Genomic DNA, 15,847 nt, shown 5'->3' with positions numbered 1-15,847 from the left:
CCAGGAAAAACATGGCAGCCGAAGGGGTCGCGGTAAACATACTCGAGGATGTCGCGGTTTTCGGGCGAAGCGAGAAAATCGTACACCTGTGGAACCGGATAACGCGGATCGAGATCGTTGAGCGAGTCGAGCAGAATATCGTTCATCAGAACACCCCTCCGTTGGCGAAGTAGTTGTGCGCCATGCCCGATTCGCGATCTTCGCTGAAATAACGGACAAATCGCTGAAAATCTTCGCTTTTAACGTTCTCAAAACAGGCCGGAAGCGGCGGTGGGAAACCAATATCCTCGCCTACCGCGCGGCGCAGTGCGCTGAAAATATCGTCACGAAACTCGAAATAGAGCCGGTAGGCGGGCGTTTTGTAGGCATGAATCGGGCTCAGGTCGATCAGACGCATCTCATGGAGAATTTCATAGATACGCCGGAACAGACGTTCGGCGACCTGGGGGGTAAAAAATTCACGAACGGCGTGATTGTCCAGCAGAATCTGCGGGTTGAGTAACGCCGGCAGCACGATGTTTTTCGGCACATAATCCTTGATCGAATAGTGCCAGGCCTGCAATGACTGGGCGGGCGTGGTATCCCTTAACACCGGTTGCTGTGTATTTTCCGGACGGACATCTTTCATGATGATGACGCCATCCTGCCCGTAGGCGATGCCAGTTATCACCTCTTGCAGAATGGTATCCACGCGGCGACTGTTAATTTCAACCCGGGAGTGGTGTGCGTAAACGGGTTTTCCGCCCGCCGCGATCACCCGAATACCGAAATCCCAGTCATCCGAAAGGTGTTCGACAAACCGGCCCTTATCAAGCTGATAAAAGATTTCGATACCGCCTACTTTGTCGTAAAGCGCGCGTTCAACAGCGAACCCTTTGCCGTCGGGAAAGCCGCCAAACAGCGAAAATGAGACCTCTCGGCAACGCAGCGTTTTCTGAATCTCCGCAAACAGATTGGGGCGAAGCCGGAACGCGTTCTCGTTGTAGTAGTAGTTACAGGTGCCTAAATCGCCATTTTCCGCGATCATTTTTTCAATCAGTGAGTGTAGCCACCAGCTATCAACGGTGCAGTCGGCATCTGCCGAGACGATGTAGTGTTTGCGGCTAATACCCAGCCGTTTGTCTCTCGCTTTTGAGCGCAGCGATGCGTAATCCATACCACATTTTCGCGCCGAGGAAACACCCTGCGTGGGTTCTTTAATAATATGAATATCCAGCGCCGGATGCAGACGCTGAAATTCGTTGATTTTAGCAACGGAATCATCGGTAGAATTATTATCCACAACGATCAATTCATACTTTTCATGCGACAATATATTGTTACATGTTTTTTGATTAAATAACGAAGTGAGAACCGCATCGATACGAGCACTTTCGTTATAGACCGGCAAAACAATTGATATGTAAATGTCCTTACGCATACAACCTCCCTGAATGATTACTATCTGAATCGCTGTTCTTATCGATAAGCACTTTCTTGCCAATTAAAAAGTTTCGATAAGCAATTTCTTTCATAAGTGATTTATTGGTGATGAGTTTAAAAACGCTGGAAATAAACGCATCGTCCGGATAACCATCATGTTCGGCAGTGATATTCATTATCGGCGCCTCAAAGTCGTACTGACCGTACACCTCATCGTAATATTCATAACGTGTCGAAATGTAACAGCGGCGGTGGCTAATGGCTTCACCAATCGGATTACCATAGCTGTCGTAATCCCATGAAGTCAGAAAAGAGACAAGGTCACAGGAATAATACAAATCCTCAATGGTGTGAGTGTTATAACCAGGCGGCATGTAATTGTGCTGCAGCCAGCCAATAAAATGAGTAAAAGGCTCTACCTGTAATTGAATCGACAGATTGACCAGTTGCTGATAACAGGTTGGCGCCTCATTAATATCGCCAGCAATGACGAGATGAACACGCTGTGCAGAATTGTGCTGCTGAAAAAGTTGGTTGAGTCGCCAGACGAGGTAAATGTCGCGATCCAGGCGTTTTTGCGGAATAAGGCGCGTGGTTCTGGCAATAAGAATGTCATCGCTGCTAATGCCAAGGCTGTGCCTGATATCGCTGCCATTTCCTGTTTCTGTAAAATCATATGTATTCTTTTTTACTTGTACTTCAATGGTATATTGCACCACTCCTCCAGTCTGTCTTTTAATTCCTGATTAAGCGTCACATAGCGTATATACGGAGAGTTAACCGGTTTGATGGCATAAGGCCAGGGGTGCGTGCCATATTTCTGTACGCTCTTTTCGCTATTCCACATCAGATCATGGTCACGCCAGGTAACAAAATCAGCTAAATTATAACGCTTGCCATATATATCAATTGCTAAATATATTGCTTTTGTATATATAATATTCTCTGGCAATGTGCCATTTTCAACGAAAAGATAACCAATATTCAGGTGTTCCCATTGTTGCACCATTTTTTCAGCCAATACTTCAGCCGCGATATCAATTCTCGTCAGAATAGTGTTCAACTCTGTTTGTGGAACAACAGTTTTCTGGCTTATCAATACATTGTGCGCATAATTTATAAATTCAACGTTGTAATTCGGTACGCTGGTAATGTCATCTATTCGCACTAATATAAAAGCATCTTTGTATATCGATTTCTCCCATTCGTATGGTTTATTGAATTTTCCTTTATCCAGCTTTATGTCATAACCAAGATTAAGATAATTTTTCATCCCATTTTGTGAAAGTAACCGTGCGGTTTTAAATGCCTCAACCGTAATTCCTGAAAAGGCAACGCCATCGAATGATATAAACATTGCTCCATTTCTCTCGTCCATGAAATATCTCCTGTCATAGATATGGCTTGTGAAATTTTTAATTATCCTTTCGTTAAGGAGAACATATATTTTGCAGGGATTAACGAGACCTGAATCGTATCAATGGATATATTCTCGGGATTCTAAAGGTGTTTCCGGATGTTTGCCGTTTGCTTGTTTTTATTGCGATCCATTTCCATTTCTTTTTCCCAGAAATTTTCTCCAGATGCGAAGCATCGGCTGGTTGAATTAAGATAATCCTGAAATTCCTTTTTTCGATTGCGCTTTACGTCGCAATGATCGAGGATGACGGCTCGGTATGTTTCTTGTACCGATGCAATGATGAGATTGAATTTCGCCCGGCACTGTTACCGGGCTTGTCCTTGAAACATTGAACTGGATTAAGGAGTAAGCATGAAATCGAACCGTCAGGCACGCCACATCATGGGGCTGGATTACAAAGTGTCAAACACGCGTAAAGTTGTTACCAAAGACAATCAGGAAGAGACGGTGGTCGTTCATCGCTCCGGGCGTCATCGCCGCGCGGGTTAAGTTTTCCACCCTGAACCACCCCAACCGGGGTGGTTTTTTGTTTTCCCTCCTTGATAACAATTCATCAACGAAATCCGCGAACAAGAAGTATTTGCTGACAGCTTGTTTTATACTCTCGCCCGTCGCACACCCCCCGCGAAACGCTCTCGCAGGGATCGTTGAACAAGGAGCTGTAAAATGAATGCCAAACATAATAAAAACCGATCGTTATATATTCCTTATGCCGGGCCGGTGCTACTGGAGTTTCCACTGCTGAACAAAGGCAGCGCCTTCAGTATGGAAGAGCGCAGTAATTTCAACCTGCTGGGTCTGTTACCGGAAGTGGTTGAAACGATTGAAGAACAGGCCGAACGCGCCTGGCTGCAGTACCAGAGCTTTAAAACCGACATTGATAAGCACATCTATTTACGCAATATCCAGGATACCAACGAAACCCTCTTCTACCGCCTGGTGGAAAACCATCTCGATGAGATGATGCCGGTGATCTACACCCCGACTGTTGGCTGGGCCTGCGAACGCTTCTCTGACATCTACCGCCGCGCTCGTGGCGTGTTTATCTCCTGGCAGAACCGCAGCAGTATGGACGACATTCTGCAAAACGTGCCGAACCACAATATCAAAGTGATCGTGGTGACCGATGGCGAACGTATTCTCGGCCTTGGTGACCAGGGGATTGGCGGCATGGGGATTCCGATTGGCAAACTGTCGCTCTATACCTCCTGTGGCGGCATCAGCCCGGCTTACACTCTGCCCGTGGTTCTGGATGTGGGCACCAACAACCAGCAATTAATTAATGATCCGCTCTATATGGGCTCACGCCACCCGCGTATTACCGGTGAAGACTATTACGCTTTCGTCGATGAATTCATTCAGGCGGTGAAACAGCGCTGGCCGGATGTGCTGCTGCAATTTGAAGACTTCGCGCAGAAAAACGCGATGCCGCTGTTGAATCGCTATCGTGATGAGATCTGCTGTTTTAACGATGATATTCAGGGTACGGCAGCCGTAACCGTCGGTACGCTGATTGCCGCCAGCCGCGCGGCGGGTAGCCAGTTGAGCAACCAGAAGATTGTCTTCCTCGGCGCGGGTTCTGCCGGTTGCGGTATTGCTGAGCAGATCATCGCCCAGACGCAGCGCGAAGGCCTGAGCGAAGCAGCGGCTCGCCAGAAAGTCTATATGGTCGATCGTTTCGGCCTGCTGACGGACGAAATGCCGAACCTGCTGCCGTTCCAGAGCAAACTGGTGCAGAAACGCGAAAACCTGCAAAACTGGGATACCGGCGCGCAGAATGAAGCGCTCTCCTTGCTGGATGTGGTGCGTAATGTGAAGCCGGACATTCTGATCGGCGTTTCTGGCCAGACCGGTCTGTTCACCGAAGAGATCATCCGTGAGATGCACAAGCACTGCCCGCGTCCGATCGTGATGCCGCTCTCCAATCCGACTTCCCGCGTGGAAGCTACGCCGCAGGACATCATTAGCTGGACCGACGGTATGGCGCTGGTCGCCACCGGCAGCCCGTTCGCGCCGGTACAGTGGAAAGAGAAAACCTACCCGATTGCCCAGTGCAATAACGCCTATATTTTCCCGGGCATTGGTCTTGGCGTGATCTCCTCCGGCGCGTCGCGCATCACCGATGAAATGCTGATGGCGGCCAGTGAAACGCTGGCGGAATACTCGCCGCTGCTGCTCAATGGTGAAGGCCTGGTGCTGCCGGAACTGAAAGATATCCAGTCCGTTTCCCGCGCCATCGCGTTTGCCGTCGGTAAAATGGCGCAGCAACAAGGCGTGGCGGCGAAAACTTCGCCTGAAGCGTTGAAGCAGTCGATCGACGACAACTTCTGGGAACCGAAGTACCGCAGCTATCGCCGTACCTCTATCTGATCTTCCCACGCCCGGCGTCCTTGTGCGCCGGGCGATTTTCCTTGCTGGTAAAACATTCATTTCCCCGCTAAACTCCTTTTCACCCATCAACTTACTGAATATATAAGGAGGCTAATTATGCTGTATTGTGAACTGTTCAATGTTTCACATACATTTGGCGATCGTGCCAGCTCAAGCGTTATCGGTATCGTGCTGCGATAACTTCGGCTTGAGCGAAGCTTAAAACCCCCTTCTCTCGGGCTTACCGGGTTATCGTCAGCGATGTTTGACGAGGCACTCTCGTGCCTGTAACTCTTGAGTAAGCAATGAGCACATTACTATCTGCACAATCACTCCGTGTTGAAACGGCCTTTGGCCCGTTATTCTCCGATCTCTCCTTTACCCTGCGAAAAGGCGATCGCCTTGGACTTATTGGCGACAATGGCTGCGGCAAAAGTACCCTGCTGAAAGTGCTGGACGGCTCGCTGTCTCCGCTTTCCGGCAACGTTACGGTTGCGCACCACTGCCTGCTGGCGCGCGTGGAACAACATCTGCCCGACGATTTGCTGGCGATGACGTTGCTGGATGCCGTGCTGGCGCAGTTGCCTGGCAGCGAACGCGACAACCAGCGCTGGCGCGCCGAATCGCTGCTTGCCAGCATGGGGTTGAGCACGGCGGAAATCGCCCTCACCGCGGCAACCCTCAGCGGCGGACAGCATACCCGCTTGCTGCTGGCGCGGGCGCTGATCCGCGAGCCGGATCTGTTGCTGCTGGACGAACCGGGTAACCACCTTGATCTGCCGACATTGCTATGGCTGGAGCAGTTTTTGCGTAGCTGGAGCGGAAGCTTTGTGATGGTTTCGCATGATGCCGCCCTGCTGGATGCTGTTACCAACGGCAGTTGGATCCTGCGCGACCACACGCTGCACCACTTTGCTTTACCGTGCAGCCTGGCGCGCCAGGCGCTGGAAGAGCGTGATGCGAGCGACGCGCTGCGGCACAAAGCGGAACAAAAGGAGATCGACCGCGTGACGGCAAGTTCTAAGCGGCTGGCTATCTGGGGACGGGTCTACGACAACGAAGATCTGGCACGCAAGGCAAAACAGATGGCGCGGCAGGTGGAGCGCCTGAAAGAGAGCCAGACCACGCTAACCGAAGGCAGTGCCTGGCGGCTTTCACTGCATGGTGAAGCGCTACCTGCGGATCGACTGCTGGAGATGGAACAGCTTGCCGTGCCGCCCGCAGCGGGGTTGCCCGCCCTGTTCCATGTTCCGATCGCGCGGCTGAAAAGCGGCGATCGCGTGGCGGTGATGGGACGCAACGGCTGCGGGAAATCATCGCTTCTGCGGTTGATCTGGCGGGCTTTGCACGGTGAAGCGTCTACACTGCGGCTGCATCCGCGTCTGCATGCGGGATATTACGACCAGACGTTACATCAGCTAGCGGATGATGCCACGCTGTTCGACGCGCTGGAGCCGTTTGCCCCGATGCCCGCCGATCGCAAAATGGCGCTGATTGGCGCCGGTTTTGCCTGGACGCGTCACGGGCAACGGGTGGCGACACTGAGCGGCGGCGAGCGTTCCCGGCTGCTGTTTGTGGGCCTGTCGCTGGCGCGTTTTAACCTGCTGTTACTGGATGAACCCACCAACCATCTCGATATGGCGGGCAAAGAGGCGCTGGCCGAAACCCTGCAACAGTTCAGCGGCGGTTTTCTGCTGGTCAGCCACGATCGGCAGTTGATCAATGCCTGCTGCAATCGTTTCTGGCTGGTGGAAAACGGCGAGCTGAACGAGTGGCATGACGCTGAAGCGGTTTATGATCGCTTACGGGAAAGTGTCGCGGTTTCTGCCACTCAATCGCAACCGCCAGCGGTTGCGGCTGATGACATGGATGACGACGATGCCCTTCTTCTGCGTCTTATCGAACTGGAGACGCGGTTAGCAGAGGATCTGGCGCGTAAGGAGAAACATCAGAAACCGCAGTTGCAGGCGCAGTGGCGCGAGGAGATCGAGCGAATCCGCCTCATCCTGTAGGCCGGATATGCGCAAACTCGCATGGTCACTTAACGCAAACAGGCGCCGAAGGGCGCCTGTTTTTTACTGCTGCGGATTTTTTGCTTTCCAGGCTTCCCATGCCTGTTTGATTTCTTGTTTGGCGGTGGCGGCGTCGTTAAAGCCGTTCAGCTCCACTTTCTTGCGACCATCCGGCAATTGTTTATAGACGCGGAAGAAGGCTTCCAGCCGCTCCTGCTCGATCTTCGGCAGATCGGTGATGTTCTTGATGTCGTCATAGGTTGGGTCAATTTTGCTGGCCGGAACGGCAACAATTTTGTCGTCGGTCTCGCCGCCATCAATCATTTTCAGCACGCCAATCGGACGCAACTTGATCAGCGTTCCCGGAGCCAGCGGCGCGCGGGTATAGAAAATCACATCCAGCGGATCGCCATCCCCGGCGAGCGACTGGGTCAGCGAACCGTAGTTCGCCGGATAAGCGACCGGCATTGACTGGAAGCGATCGGCGATAATAAAGCCGGTTTTCGCGTCCGTTTCATATTTGATAATGCCGCCCGCCGGGATCTCCGTTACCGCATAAAACTCGTCCGGGTTGTTTTCAGGCTGCGGGAATTCGAGGATATTTTGCGCCTGCACGGAAGCCGAAATCAGTACGCTCACCGCGAGGATTTTTTTCACCAGATGCATTGTTGTTCACCCTTTTGTTATTAGAAAGCAACAATCTGGCGACAATAGATGACAGCCGTATGACATTCCTTTCCTGCCCACCAATAGCCTTATTAATAAGATGGTTATAGCATTTTTTGCCCCTACCTGAATTGGGGAATTTCCCACTGAATGTTTACAGTATGTTGCCAGCCTATTGAATTCACTGCCTAATCTCTTAATCCTTGAGGATATAGATAACGGTTGAAGCCGAACGCCACACCCGGATCTCAGTTCTTATGCTTATCAAAGGAGAAACACCATGAAAGCTGCTGTAGTTACGAAAGATCATCAGGTTGATGTCACTGAAAGGACACTGCGTCCGCTGAAACATGGCGAAGCGTTACTGAAAATGGAGTGCTGCGGGGTATGTCATACTGACCTGCATGTAAAGAACGGTGATTTTGGCGATAAGACCGGCGTTATCCTCGGTCATGAAGGTATTGGCATTGTGGCTGAAGTTGCAGAAGGCGTTACGTCGCTGAAAGTGGGCGATCGCGCTTCTGTCGCCTGGTTTTTCCAGGGCTGCGGCCACTGTGAATACTGTAACAGCGGTAACGAAACCCTCTGTCGTGAAGTGGTGAATGCCGGGTATACCGCTGATGGTGGCATGGCGCAGGAGTGCATCGTGGTGGCGGATTATGCGGTAAAAGTGCCGGATGGCCTTGATTCCGCGGCAGCCAGCAGCATCACCTGCGCGGGCGTCACCACCTATAAAGCCGTTAAAGTCTCACAGATCAAGCCTGGCCAGTGGATTGCTATTTATGGCCTTGGCGGCCTCGGAAATCTTGCGCTGCAATATGCGAAAAATGTCTTTAATGCCAAAGTCATTGCGCTTGATGTTAACGATGAGCAACTGAAGCTGGCGGCCAGCATGGGCGCAGATCTGACCATCAACTCGCGCAGTGAAGATGCGGCGAAGATCGTGCAGGAAAAAACTGGTGGCGCGCACGCTGCGGTCGTGACGGCGGTGGCGAAAGCGGCGTTTAACTCTGCGGTCGATGCGGTGCGTGCCGGCGGCCGTGTGGTGGCGGTTGGCCTGCCGCCGGAAGCGATGAGCCTCGATATTCCGCGTCTGGTGCTGGACGGTATTCAGGTGGTGGGTTCACTGGTTGGCACGCGCCAGGATCTAACGGAAGCCTTCCAGTTTGCCGCCGAAGGCAAGGTGGTGCCGAAAGTGGCGCTGCGTCCGCTCGAAGATATCAACGCCATCTTCAAAGAGATGGAACAGGGCCAAATCCGTGGCCGCATGGTGATCGATTTACGCCATTAATGATCTGCTATTGCCTATAATCACGGGGGCGCTGATGCCCCTTTTTTATGACGCAGAGGTAATGATGACCACGACGATCCCCGGGCTTGAGGTGTTATTTATCGCCGGCTTTGGCCCTGTTCCGCAAAATGTGGCTGCCAGCCAGGCGTTTTATCAGCACACGCTTGGGCTGCCGCTGAAACCGATGGAAGGCACCAGTGACTATCTGGTCGCCGAACATGACGCACTGGACGGCGCGAAACATTTTGCTCTTTGGCCGTTGCATCATGCCGCCGAATCCTGTTTTGGCACAGACAAATGGCCGGATTCGCACCCTATTCCCCAAAGCTGGGTTGAATTTGAAGTCAAAGAGTTAGCGAGCGCCACTGATGTGCTGGTCAACAAAGGTTATCAGTTGCTGGTCGCGAATCGCCTGGAACCCTGGGGGCAACGTGTCACCCGTCTGCTGGCGCCGGAAGGCGTTCTGGTGGGACTGACGATCACCCCCTGGTTGCGTTAGTACTGCTGCCGGACCAGGGCGTCTATCACGCCCGGTTTTGCGCTTTTCTGAAAAGCTTATCTCAATTCCTTGGTTCCTTTGTGAATGTCTGCGCCGGATGATGAATCCGCCATTAAGACAATAGATAACAAAGGAATTCACCATGCACATCCCTTTTCGCTTGCCATTATTGACGGTGCTGATGATGGCCACGTCCGTTCACGCCTGGGCGGTGGAGACGCCGGTAAAAGGCGGAACGCTGATTTATCTTGAACAGCAGGCGCACACCAATTTGTATCCTCCGGCGGGCGGTTTTTACCCCAACGGAGGCATTCTGAATCAGATCACCGATAAGCTAACCTGGCAGAACCCGAAGACGTTGCAGGTTGAACCGTGGATTGCCGAAAGCTGGACGTCGAATGCCGATAAAACCGAATACACCTTTAAAATTCGCCCCGGCGTGACCTTTTCCGACGGCACGCCGCTGGATGCCAATGCGGTCGCAAAAAATTTCGATACTTACGGGCTGGGTAACAAAGCGCAGCGTTTACCGGTATCGGAAGTGATCAATAACTATGATCACAGCGAAGTAGTGGACGCGCAGACGGTGAAGTTCTACTTCAAAAAGCCGTCGCCAGGCTTTTTACAGGGCACGGCCACCATTGGTTCCGGGTTGGTTTCACTGAGCACGTTACAACGTAATTTTGATGAACTGGGCGATGCGCGTCATATTATCGGTTCCGGGCCGTTTGTCGTCAGTGATGAAAAGCTGGGGCGCGAAGTGACGCTTGCGAAGCGTAAAGATTATCAGTGGGGGCCGAAGAATCTTACCCAGCAAGGCCCGGCCAATCTCGATGGCATCAAAATCATCGTCACCCCGGAAGACAGCGTGCGCATTGGCGCGTTGCTGGCAGGCCAGGCCGGATTTATCCGCCAGGTGCAGGCTTACGATGAAAAGCAGGCCACCGACCAGGGTTTTCAGATCTACGCCGCTCCGACGCGCGGCGTGAATGACAGCCTCAGTTTCCGCCCGGATAACCCGCTGGTCGCCGACCTGCGCGTGCGCCAGGCATTGCTGCATGCGACCAACACCAAACAGATTGTCGATACCCTCTTCTCACCCAACTACCCGCAGGCCACCTCGGTTATTGCCCGCTCTGCCGCAGGTTACACCGATCTGAGCGACAAACTGACCTTTGATCCGGCCAAAGCTAACCAGTTGCTGGATGACGCAGGCTGGAAAGCAGGCAGCGATGGCATTCGCGCCAAAGAGGGCCAGCGTCTGGCACTGACAGTTTACGAATCCCTGCCGCAGCCGCAAAACAAAGAGGTGCTGCAACTGGTGGCGCAGCAGTGGCGACAGGTCGGCGTTGCGCTGAACGTTAAAGCTGGCGACGCCGGAAGCCGCACGCTGGATAACCTCGATCCGCTAAAAACGCCGCTAACCGTTTCTGAGGTTGGGCGTGCCGATCCGGATGTCGTGAAAAGCATGTTCTACCCGGCAAACCGCGATGCGCTGCTGCAAAAAGGCGGTTCCAGCGACAAGGTAAAAAGCTTCCGCGACGACAAACTCAACGATCTGCTGGTCTCTATTTCTGCTGAAGTCGATGCAAAAAAACGTCTGCAACTGACCGGCGAGGCGCAGCGCTATCTGCTGGATAACGCTTATGTGATCCCGATTTTTGAAGAGCCGCAAGTCTTTGCCGGTGCGCCGTGGCTGAAAGGCGCGACCTTTGAAGCCGTTGGCCGTCCGTCATTCTACGGCGCGTGGATCGCGAAACAGTGAGGAGGCTGCAATGAGCCACTATCTTCTGCAGCGTGCCGGGCAAGGTTTGCTGGTGCTATGGGCGGCGTTTACCCTCTCTTTTGTGCTGCTCCAGGTGCTGCCGGGCGATGCGGTATTGATTAAGTTTCAGAACCCCGACCTCGGGCTTAGCCCGGCACAGATTGAGGAAATGCGCATTGCCTATGGGGCGGACAGCCCGCTGTGGCAACAATATTTCCATACGTTGTTTGCGATGTTGCGCGGAGATTTTGGTTATTCGGTACAGGCCGGTGTGGCGGTGAGCGAGTTGATTGCCAGCAATCTCCCCGACACGCTGCAACTGGCCGTGCCGGCATTCGCACTCGCTGTGGCGCTGGCTTTTGTGCTGGCGTTTGTCTCGCGATTGCCCGCATTACGCTGGCTGAGTAATGCCATTCAATCTTTGCCAGTACTGTTTATTTCGCTGCCCACCTTCTGGCTGGGCATTGCGCTGATTCAGCTTTTTTCCTTCCAGCTGCGGCTGATCCCGGTCATTAATCCCTCCCCGTTGCAGGGGTTGATCCTGCCGATTATTACCGTGGCGATCCCTATTTCCGCTCCGTTGGCGCAGATCTTGTTACGCAGTATCGATCAGGTATCGGCTCAGCCATTTGTGGGCGTGGCGCGCGCCAAAGGGTTGAGCGAAACCGGCGTGCTGTGGCGGCACGTTATCGGCAATGCCCTGCTGCCGGCGCTGAATATTGCCGGGCTGTTGTTGGGGGAATTGATTGCCGGTGCGCTGATCACGGAAACCGTCTTTGGTCGTGGCGGGCTGGGACAACTGACGCAGCAGGCGGTAAACAATCAGGACATTGCCGTGTTGCAGGCGGTAGTGATGATCTCCGCGCTGGGGTTTGTCCTGATCAATCTGCTGGTGGATCTGCTGATGCCGTGGTTTGACCCGCGGCTGAAAACCGTTACCGGAGGTGCAATATGAGTCTGGTCGATTACGCCACCGCCGCGCGTAAACGCGTTCCCGCCTGGCGCCCGCACGCCTGGCAGCCGGGATTATGGCTGGCCTGGGCAGTGGTTGCGCTGGCGGTAGTTGCCGCTTTTTTCCCTGCGTTGCTCACGCCTTACAGCGCGGTTGAAGGTATCGCCGGGGCTCAGCGGCTGGCTCCACAAGCCGGTCACTGGCTGGGTACCGATCAACTGGGGCGCGATCTTTTGGCGCGCATTGTCTATGGTGCTTCACATTCGCTTTCCGCCGCGCTGGCGGCTGTGGCGATGGGACTGTTTGCCGGAACGCTGATCGGCGTGATTGCCGGAGCGCTCGCCGGGCGCGTGGAATCCCTCCTGATGCGGCTGGTGGATGTGTTGCTGTCGATTCCGTCGCTGTTGTTGTCGCTGACGGTGATTATTTTACTTGGCTTTGGCACCGTCAATGCAGCCATTGCCGTGGGGGTGGCTTCGATTGCCAGCTTTGCCCGCCTGGCGCGCGGCGAAGTGGTGCGTATTCGCCACACCGAGTATGTCGAAGCGGCCTGGGGCAGCGGCGGTACTTTCTGGTCGGTGCTGTGGCGGCATATTTTGCCCAACTCGCTCACCGCCGTGCTGGCCTTTGCCACGCTGCAATTTGGTCAGGCGATCCTTGCCCTCTCCACCCTGAGTTTTCTCGGTTACGGCACGCCGCCGCCGGTGCCGGAATGGGGATTGTTGATCGCCGAAGGGCGCAACTACTTATCCACCGCCTGGTGGCTGACCACCTTCCCCGGTCTGGTGGTGATCGCCGTGGTACTGGCGGTTAACCGGCTCAGCCGTCAGTTCAGTGGAGGTCGCGTATGAGCGTGTTGTCGGTAGAAAATTTAACCCTCAGCTACCACAGTAGCGGCGTCTGGCGCGAGGTGGTTCATGGCGTGAGTTTTACCCTGCAACGGGGGGAAATGCTGGCCTTTGTCGGCGAATCCGGTTCCGGCAAAACCACCACTGCGCAGGCGATTATTGGGCTGCTGGCTGCCAATGCCCGACGCGACAGCGGCACGATTGTGCTCAACGGCGAAACCATAAGCACGTGGTCGGAAAAACGGCTTGATGCCCTGCGCGGCGCGCGTATCAGCCTGGTGCCGCAGGATCCCGGCAATTCCCTCAACCCGGTACAAACCATCGGTACGCAAGTGGGCGAAGTCCTGCAACTACACAGTAAATTGCGTGGCCGTGAGCGCGATGCTCAGGTGCTGGCGCTGTTAACGAAAGTGGGCTTAAGCCACCCGGAACAGCGCATGAAACAGTACCCGCACCAGCTCTCCGGTGGGATGAAGCAGCGGGTGTTGATCGCGATAGCCATTGCGCTGCAGCCGGATGTGATCATTGCCGACGAGCCAACCAGCGCGCTCGATGTGACGGTGCAAAAGCGCATTCTCGATTTACTCGATGTACTTCGACGTGAATCCGGCACGGCGGTGTTGTTTGTTACCCACGATCTGGCGCTGGCTGCGGAGCGCGCCGATCGGCTGCTAGTGTTTCGCCACGGTGAAATTCAGGAGCATGGCGCGACGGCGGATATTCTGCGCGCGCCGCAGCATGCTTATACCCGCCAGCTACTGAGCGATCTCCAGGGCCATGCGCTGACGATTGCGCCGGTTTCCGGGCGGCCGCTGGCGTCTCCGGCGATCCGCGCCAGCGGTATCAGTAAGCGTTTCTCGTTGGGCAAAGGCCACCAATTGCAGGCACTTAATGACGTCAGTTTTGCCGTGCAGCGCGGCAGCACGCATGCGCTGGTTGGCGAATCCGGTTCAGGCAAAACCACGCTGGCGCGCATTCTGCTTGGCTTTGAGCAGGCCGACAGCGGCCGGGTGACGATTGATGATATCGAGGCCACGCAACTTAGCCAGGAGGCGCGCCGCCAGTTGCGCCGCAAAATCCAGTTTGTCTATCAGAACCCCTTCTCTTCGCTCGATCCTCGCCAGACACTGTTTGAGATCATCGAAGAGCCGCTAAAGAACTTTGAACGCATTGAAAAAGCTGAACGTAAAGCGCGAGTGGAGAATGTCGCCCGGCGCGTTGCGCTGCCGCTGGAGTTGCTCGACCGTACGGCACGTGAGCTTTCCGGTGGCCAGCGCCAGCGTGTGGCTATTGCCCGCGCGCTGATCCTCGAACCGGGCATTCTGGTGCTGGATGAAGCCACCTCCGCACTGGATGTTACCGTGCAGGCGCAGATCCTCGCCCTGCTCCAGCAACTGCAACAGCAACTGGGGTTGACCTACCTGTTTATCACCCACGATCTGGCGACGGTGCGGCGCATCGCGCACAGCGTTACGGTGCTGCGCAATGGTTGTGTGGTCGAGCAAGGTTCCGTGGCAAGCCTGTTTGCTGCGCCGCAAAACGACTATACCCGCGAGTTAATTCACGCTATTCCCCATCTTTCACCCGCTACGGAGGAGTTCGCATGACGCGAAAACGCCTGGGTTTTTTTACCCGTCTGCTTGACGATGCTGCACCCAAAGAGCGCTACCGGTTGGCCACGGAGCAGATCCGCCATGCGGAACGGTACGGCTTCGACAGCGCATGGATTGCGCAGCACCACTTTCACGAACATGAAGGTGGTCTGCCTTCGCCGCTGGTCTTTCTGGCGCATGTCGCGGCACACACGGAAACTATTCGTCTTGGCACGGCCATTATCACCCTGCCGCTGGAAAACCCGTTGCGCGTGGCAGAAGATGCCGCCGTACTCGATCTGCTGGCCGATGGACGGCTGGAAGTGGGGTTTGGCTCGGGGGGTACGGCGACCTCTTTTCTGCCCTTTGGCCTGACAATTGATGAACGGGCGACGGTATTCGCTGATGCGCTGCACCTGATCCAGAGTGCCTGGCGCGGTGATTCGCTGACGCACCCGGATAACCACCTTTACCCTCCAGCGCCACAGTTGGCTGAACGGGTGTGGATCGCCACCTTTTCCGTTGACGGCGCAATCCGTGCAGGCCAGAGCGGACACGGACTGATGCTGTCCCGAACTCAGCCGCGCCCGGCCGATAACCCCTCGCTCACCCTCGATGCCATTCAGAATCCGATGGTGGATGCTTACCTTGATGCGCTCCCGGCGGGCGTTGCGCCGCGCATACTCGCTTCGCGTACGGCGTTTGTCGCCGACAGCCGCGACTATGCGCTGAAGGTTGCCGCACCGGGCTTGAGCCGCCAGGCCGCGCAACATCGCACAGCAGGCCATGCAGTTTTAGGTGACAACGTCACGGATTATATCCGCCAGTTTGATGCGCATATCGGCGATGTGCAAACGGTGCTCGCATCGCTGGCGCAGGACACCATTCTGGCGCGCGCCACCGATATCTCTTTTCAGGTGCATTCCGTCGAACCGTCGCACCGCGACACGTTACGTTCCATTGAACTGATTGCTGAGCATATCGCTCCGCGCATTCTATAAGGAGCCTCT

At 54.6% G+C, this 15,847-nt stretch carries 14 protein-coding genes; 10 read left to right on the top strand and 4 right to left on the bottom strand.

The features are described 5' to 3' along the window. Positions 1-145: 145 nt before the first annotated feature. The 3 genes from AWR26_RS13030 to AWR26_RS25725 are packed head-to-tail and all read right to left on the bottom strand — an operon-like array spanning position 146 to position 2,800. Positions 146-1,420 (bottom strand): glycosyltransferase family 2 protein, encoded by a 1,275-nt coding sequence (locus tag AWR26_RS13030; RefSeq protein WP_064566411.1) that lies wholly within the window; start codon positions 1,418-1,420, stop codon positions 146-148. Further along, positions 1,413-2,138 (bottom strand): glycosyltransferase family protein, encoded by a 726-nt coding sequence (locus tag AWR26_RS25730; protein ID WP_244256187.1) that lies wholly within the window; start codon positions 2,136-2,138, stop codon positions 1,413-1,415. Before AWR26_RS25730 ends, AWR26_RS13030 begins: the two co-directional genes overlap by 8 nt. After that, positions 2,111-2,800: a hypothetical protein gene (locus AWR26_RS25725; RefSeq protein WP_244256186.1), complete on the bottom strand. Its 690-nt coding sequence runs from the start codon at positions 2,798-2,800 to the stop codon at positions 2,111-2,113. Before AWR26_RS25725 ends, AWR26_RS25730 begins: the two co-directional genes overlap by 28 nt. 393 nt (positions 2,801-3,193) lie before the next feature. Between AWR26_RS25725 and sra the strand changes: the two genes are divergently transcribed. The 3 genes from sra to AWR26_RS13010 all read left to right on the top strand — a co-directional run bounded on the left by sra (position 3,194) and on the right by AWR26_RS13010 (position 7,224). Next, positions 3,194-3,331 carry a stationary-phase-induced ribosome-associated protein gene (gene sra / locus AWR26_RS13020; RefSeq protein ID WP_064566409.1) on the top strand — a complete coding sequence of 46 codons (138 nt, stop codon included), beginning with the start codon at positions 3,194-3,196 and terminating at the stop codon, positions 3,329-3,331. Positions 3,332-3,508: 177 nt separating this feature from the next. Beyond that, positions 3,509-5,212 (top strand): NAD-dependent malic enzyme, encoded by a 1,704-nt coding sequence (locus tag AWR26_RS13015; RefSeq protein ID WP_064566408.1) that lies wholly within the window; start codon positions 3,509-3,511, stop codon positions 5,210-5,212. A 305-nt stretch (positions 5,213-5,517) separates the two neighbouring features. Next, positions 5,518-7,224 carry an ABC-F family ATP-binding cassette domain-containing protein gene (locus AWR26_RS13010; protein WP_064566402.1) on the top strand — a complete coding sequence of 569 codons (1,707 nt, stop codon included), beginning with the start codon at positions 5,518-5,520 and terminating at the stop codon, positions 7,222-7,224. A 63-nt stretch (positions 7,225-7,287) separates the two neighbouring features. Here AWR26_RS13010 and AWR26_RS13005 read toward each other — a convergent pair whose 3' ends face one another. Beyond that, on the bottom strand, positions 7,288-7,890 hold the full coding sequence (locus tag AWR26_RS13005; RefSeq protein ID WP_007375082.1) for an inorganic diphosphatase: 603 nt from the start codon (positions 7,888-7,890) through the stop codon (positions 7,288-7,290). Between the two features lie 280 nt (positions 7,891-8,170). Between AWR26_RS13005 and adhP the strand changes: the two genes are divergently transcribed. The 7 genes from adhP (at position 8,171) to AWR26_RS12970 (ending at position 15,838) form a co-directional block, all read left to right on the top strand. Next, positions 8,171-9,181 carry an alcohol dehydrogenase AdhP gene (gene adhP, locus AWR26_RS13000; RefSeq protein WP_035885700.1) on the top strand — a complete coding sequence of 337 codons (1,011 nt, stop codon included), beginning with the start codon at positions 8,171-8,173 and terminating at the stop codon, positions 9,179-9,181. 64 nt (positions 9,182-9,245) lie between these two features. Continuing rightward, positions 9,246-9,680: a VOC family protein gene (locus AWR26_RS12995; RefSeq protein WP_064569009.1), complete on the top strand. Its 435-nt coding sequence runs from the start codon at positions 9,246-9,248 to the stop codon at positions 9,678-9,680. 142 nt (positions 9,681-9,822) lie between these two features. Then, complete coding sequence (locus AWR26_RS12990; RefSeq protein WP_064566400.1) at positions 9,823-11,445, top strand: TIGR04028 family ABC transporter substrate-binding protein; 1,623 nt, start codon at positions 9,823-9,825, stop codon at positions 11,443-11,445. Positions 11,446-11,455: 10 nt separating this feature from the next. Continuing rightward, entirely contained in the window at positions 11,456-12,400 is a 945-nt protein-coding gene (locus tag AWR26_RS12985; protein WP_064566398.1) for an ABC transporter permease, read from the top strand. Continuing rightward, the gene (locus AWR26_RS12980) at positions 12,397-13,248 is read left to right on the top strand and encodes an ABC transporter permease (RefSeq protein ID WP_064566396.1); all 852 of its coding nucleotides are present in this window, start codon (positions 12,397-12,399) and stop codon (positions 13,246-13,248) included. Before AWR26_RS12985 ends, AWR26_RS12980 begins: the two co-directional genes overlap by 4 nt. Next, positions 13,245-14,852 (top strand): dipeptide ABC transporter ATP-binding protein, encoded by a 1,608-nt coding sequence (locus tag AWR26_RS12975; protein WP_064566394.1) that lies wholly within the window; start codon positions 13,245-13,247, stop codon positions 14,850-14,852. Before AWR26_RS12980 ends, AWR26_RS12975 begins: the two co-directional genes overlap by 4 nt. Continuing rightward, positions 14,849-15,838, top strand: coding sequence for a putative FMN-dependent luciferase-like monooxygenase (locus AWR26_RS12970; protein WP_064566392.1), 990 nt, complete (start codon positions 14,849-14,851; stop codon positions 15,836-15,838). The genes AWR26_RS12975 and AWR26_RS12970 overlap by 4 nt, the downstream gene beginning before the upstream one ends. Positions 15,839-15,847 lie beyond the last annotated feature (9 nt).

This window comes from Kosakonia oryzae (genome assembly GCF_001658025.2).
In the GTDB taxonomy this organism is placed as follows: domain Bacteria; phylum Pseudomonadota; class Gammaproteobacteria; order Enterobacterales; family Enterobacteriaceae; genus Kosakonia; species Kosakonia oryzae.
Note: the sequence above shows the minus strand (reverse complement) of the source record. Positions and strands in the feature narration are given on the sequence as shown.

Bases quoted from the DNA above. Each gene is read 5' to 3' on its own strand.
- AWR26_RS13030 (WP_064566411.1), bottom strand. From the start codon at position 1,420: ATGCGTAAGGACATTTACATATCAATTGTTTTGCCGGTCTATAACGAA.
- AWR26_RS25725 (WP_244256186.1), bottom strand. From the start codon at position 2,800: ATGGACGAGAGAAATGGAGCAATGTTTATATCATTCGATGGCGTTGCC.
- sra (WP_064566409.1), top strand. From the start codon at position 3,194: ATGAAATCGAACCGTCAGGCACGCCACATCATGGGGCTGGATTACAAA.
- AWR26_RS13015 (WP_064566408.1), top strand. From the start codon at position 3,509: ATGAATGCCAAACATAATAAAAACCGATCGTTATATATTCCTTATGCC.
- AWR26_RS13010 (WP_064566402.1), top strand. From the start codon at position 5,518: ATGAGCACATTACTATCTGCACAATCACTCCGTGTTGAAACGGCCTTT.
- AWR26_RS13005 (WP_007375082.1), bottom strand. From the start codon at position 7,890: ATGCATCTGGTGAAAAAAATCCTCGCGGTGAGCGTACTGATTTCGGCT.
- adhP (WP_035885700.1), top strand. From the start codon at position 8,171: ATGAAAGCTGCTGTAGTTACGAAAGATCATCAGGTTGATGTCACTGAA.
- AWR26_RS12995 (WP_064569009.1), top strand. From the start codon at position 9,246: ATGACCACGACGATCCCCGGGCTTGAGGTGTTATTTATCGCCGGCTTT.
- AWR26_RS12990 (WP_064566400.1), top strand. From the start codon at position 9,823: ATGCACATCCCTTTTCGCTTGCCATTATTGACGGTGCTGATGATGGCC.
- AWR26_RS12985 (WP_064566398.1), top strand. From the start codon at position 11,456: ATGAGCCACTATCTTCTGCAGCGTGCCGGGCAAGGTTTGCTGGTGCTA.
- AWR26_RS12980 (WP_064566396.1), top strand. From the start codon at position 12,397: ATGAGTCTGGTCGATTACGCCACCGCCGCGCGTAAACGCGTTCCCGCC.
- AWR26_RS12975 (WP_064566394.1), top strand. From the start codon at position 13,245: ATGAGCGTGTTGTCGGTAGAAAATTTAACCCTCAGCTACCACAGTAGC.
- AWR26_RS12970 (WP_064566392.1), top strand. From the start codon at position 14,849: ATGACGCGAAAACGCCTGGGTTTTTTTACCCGTCTGCTTGACGATGCT.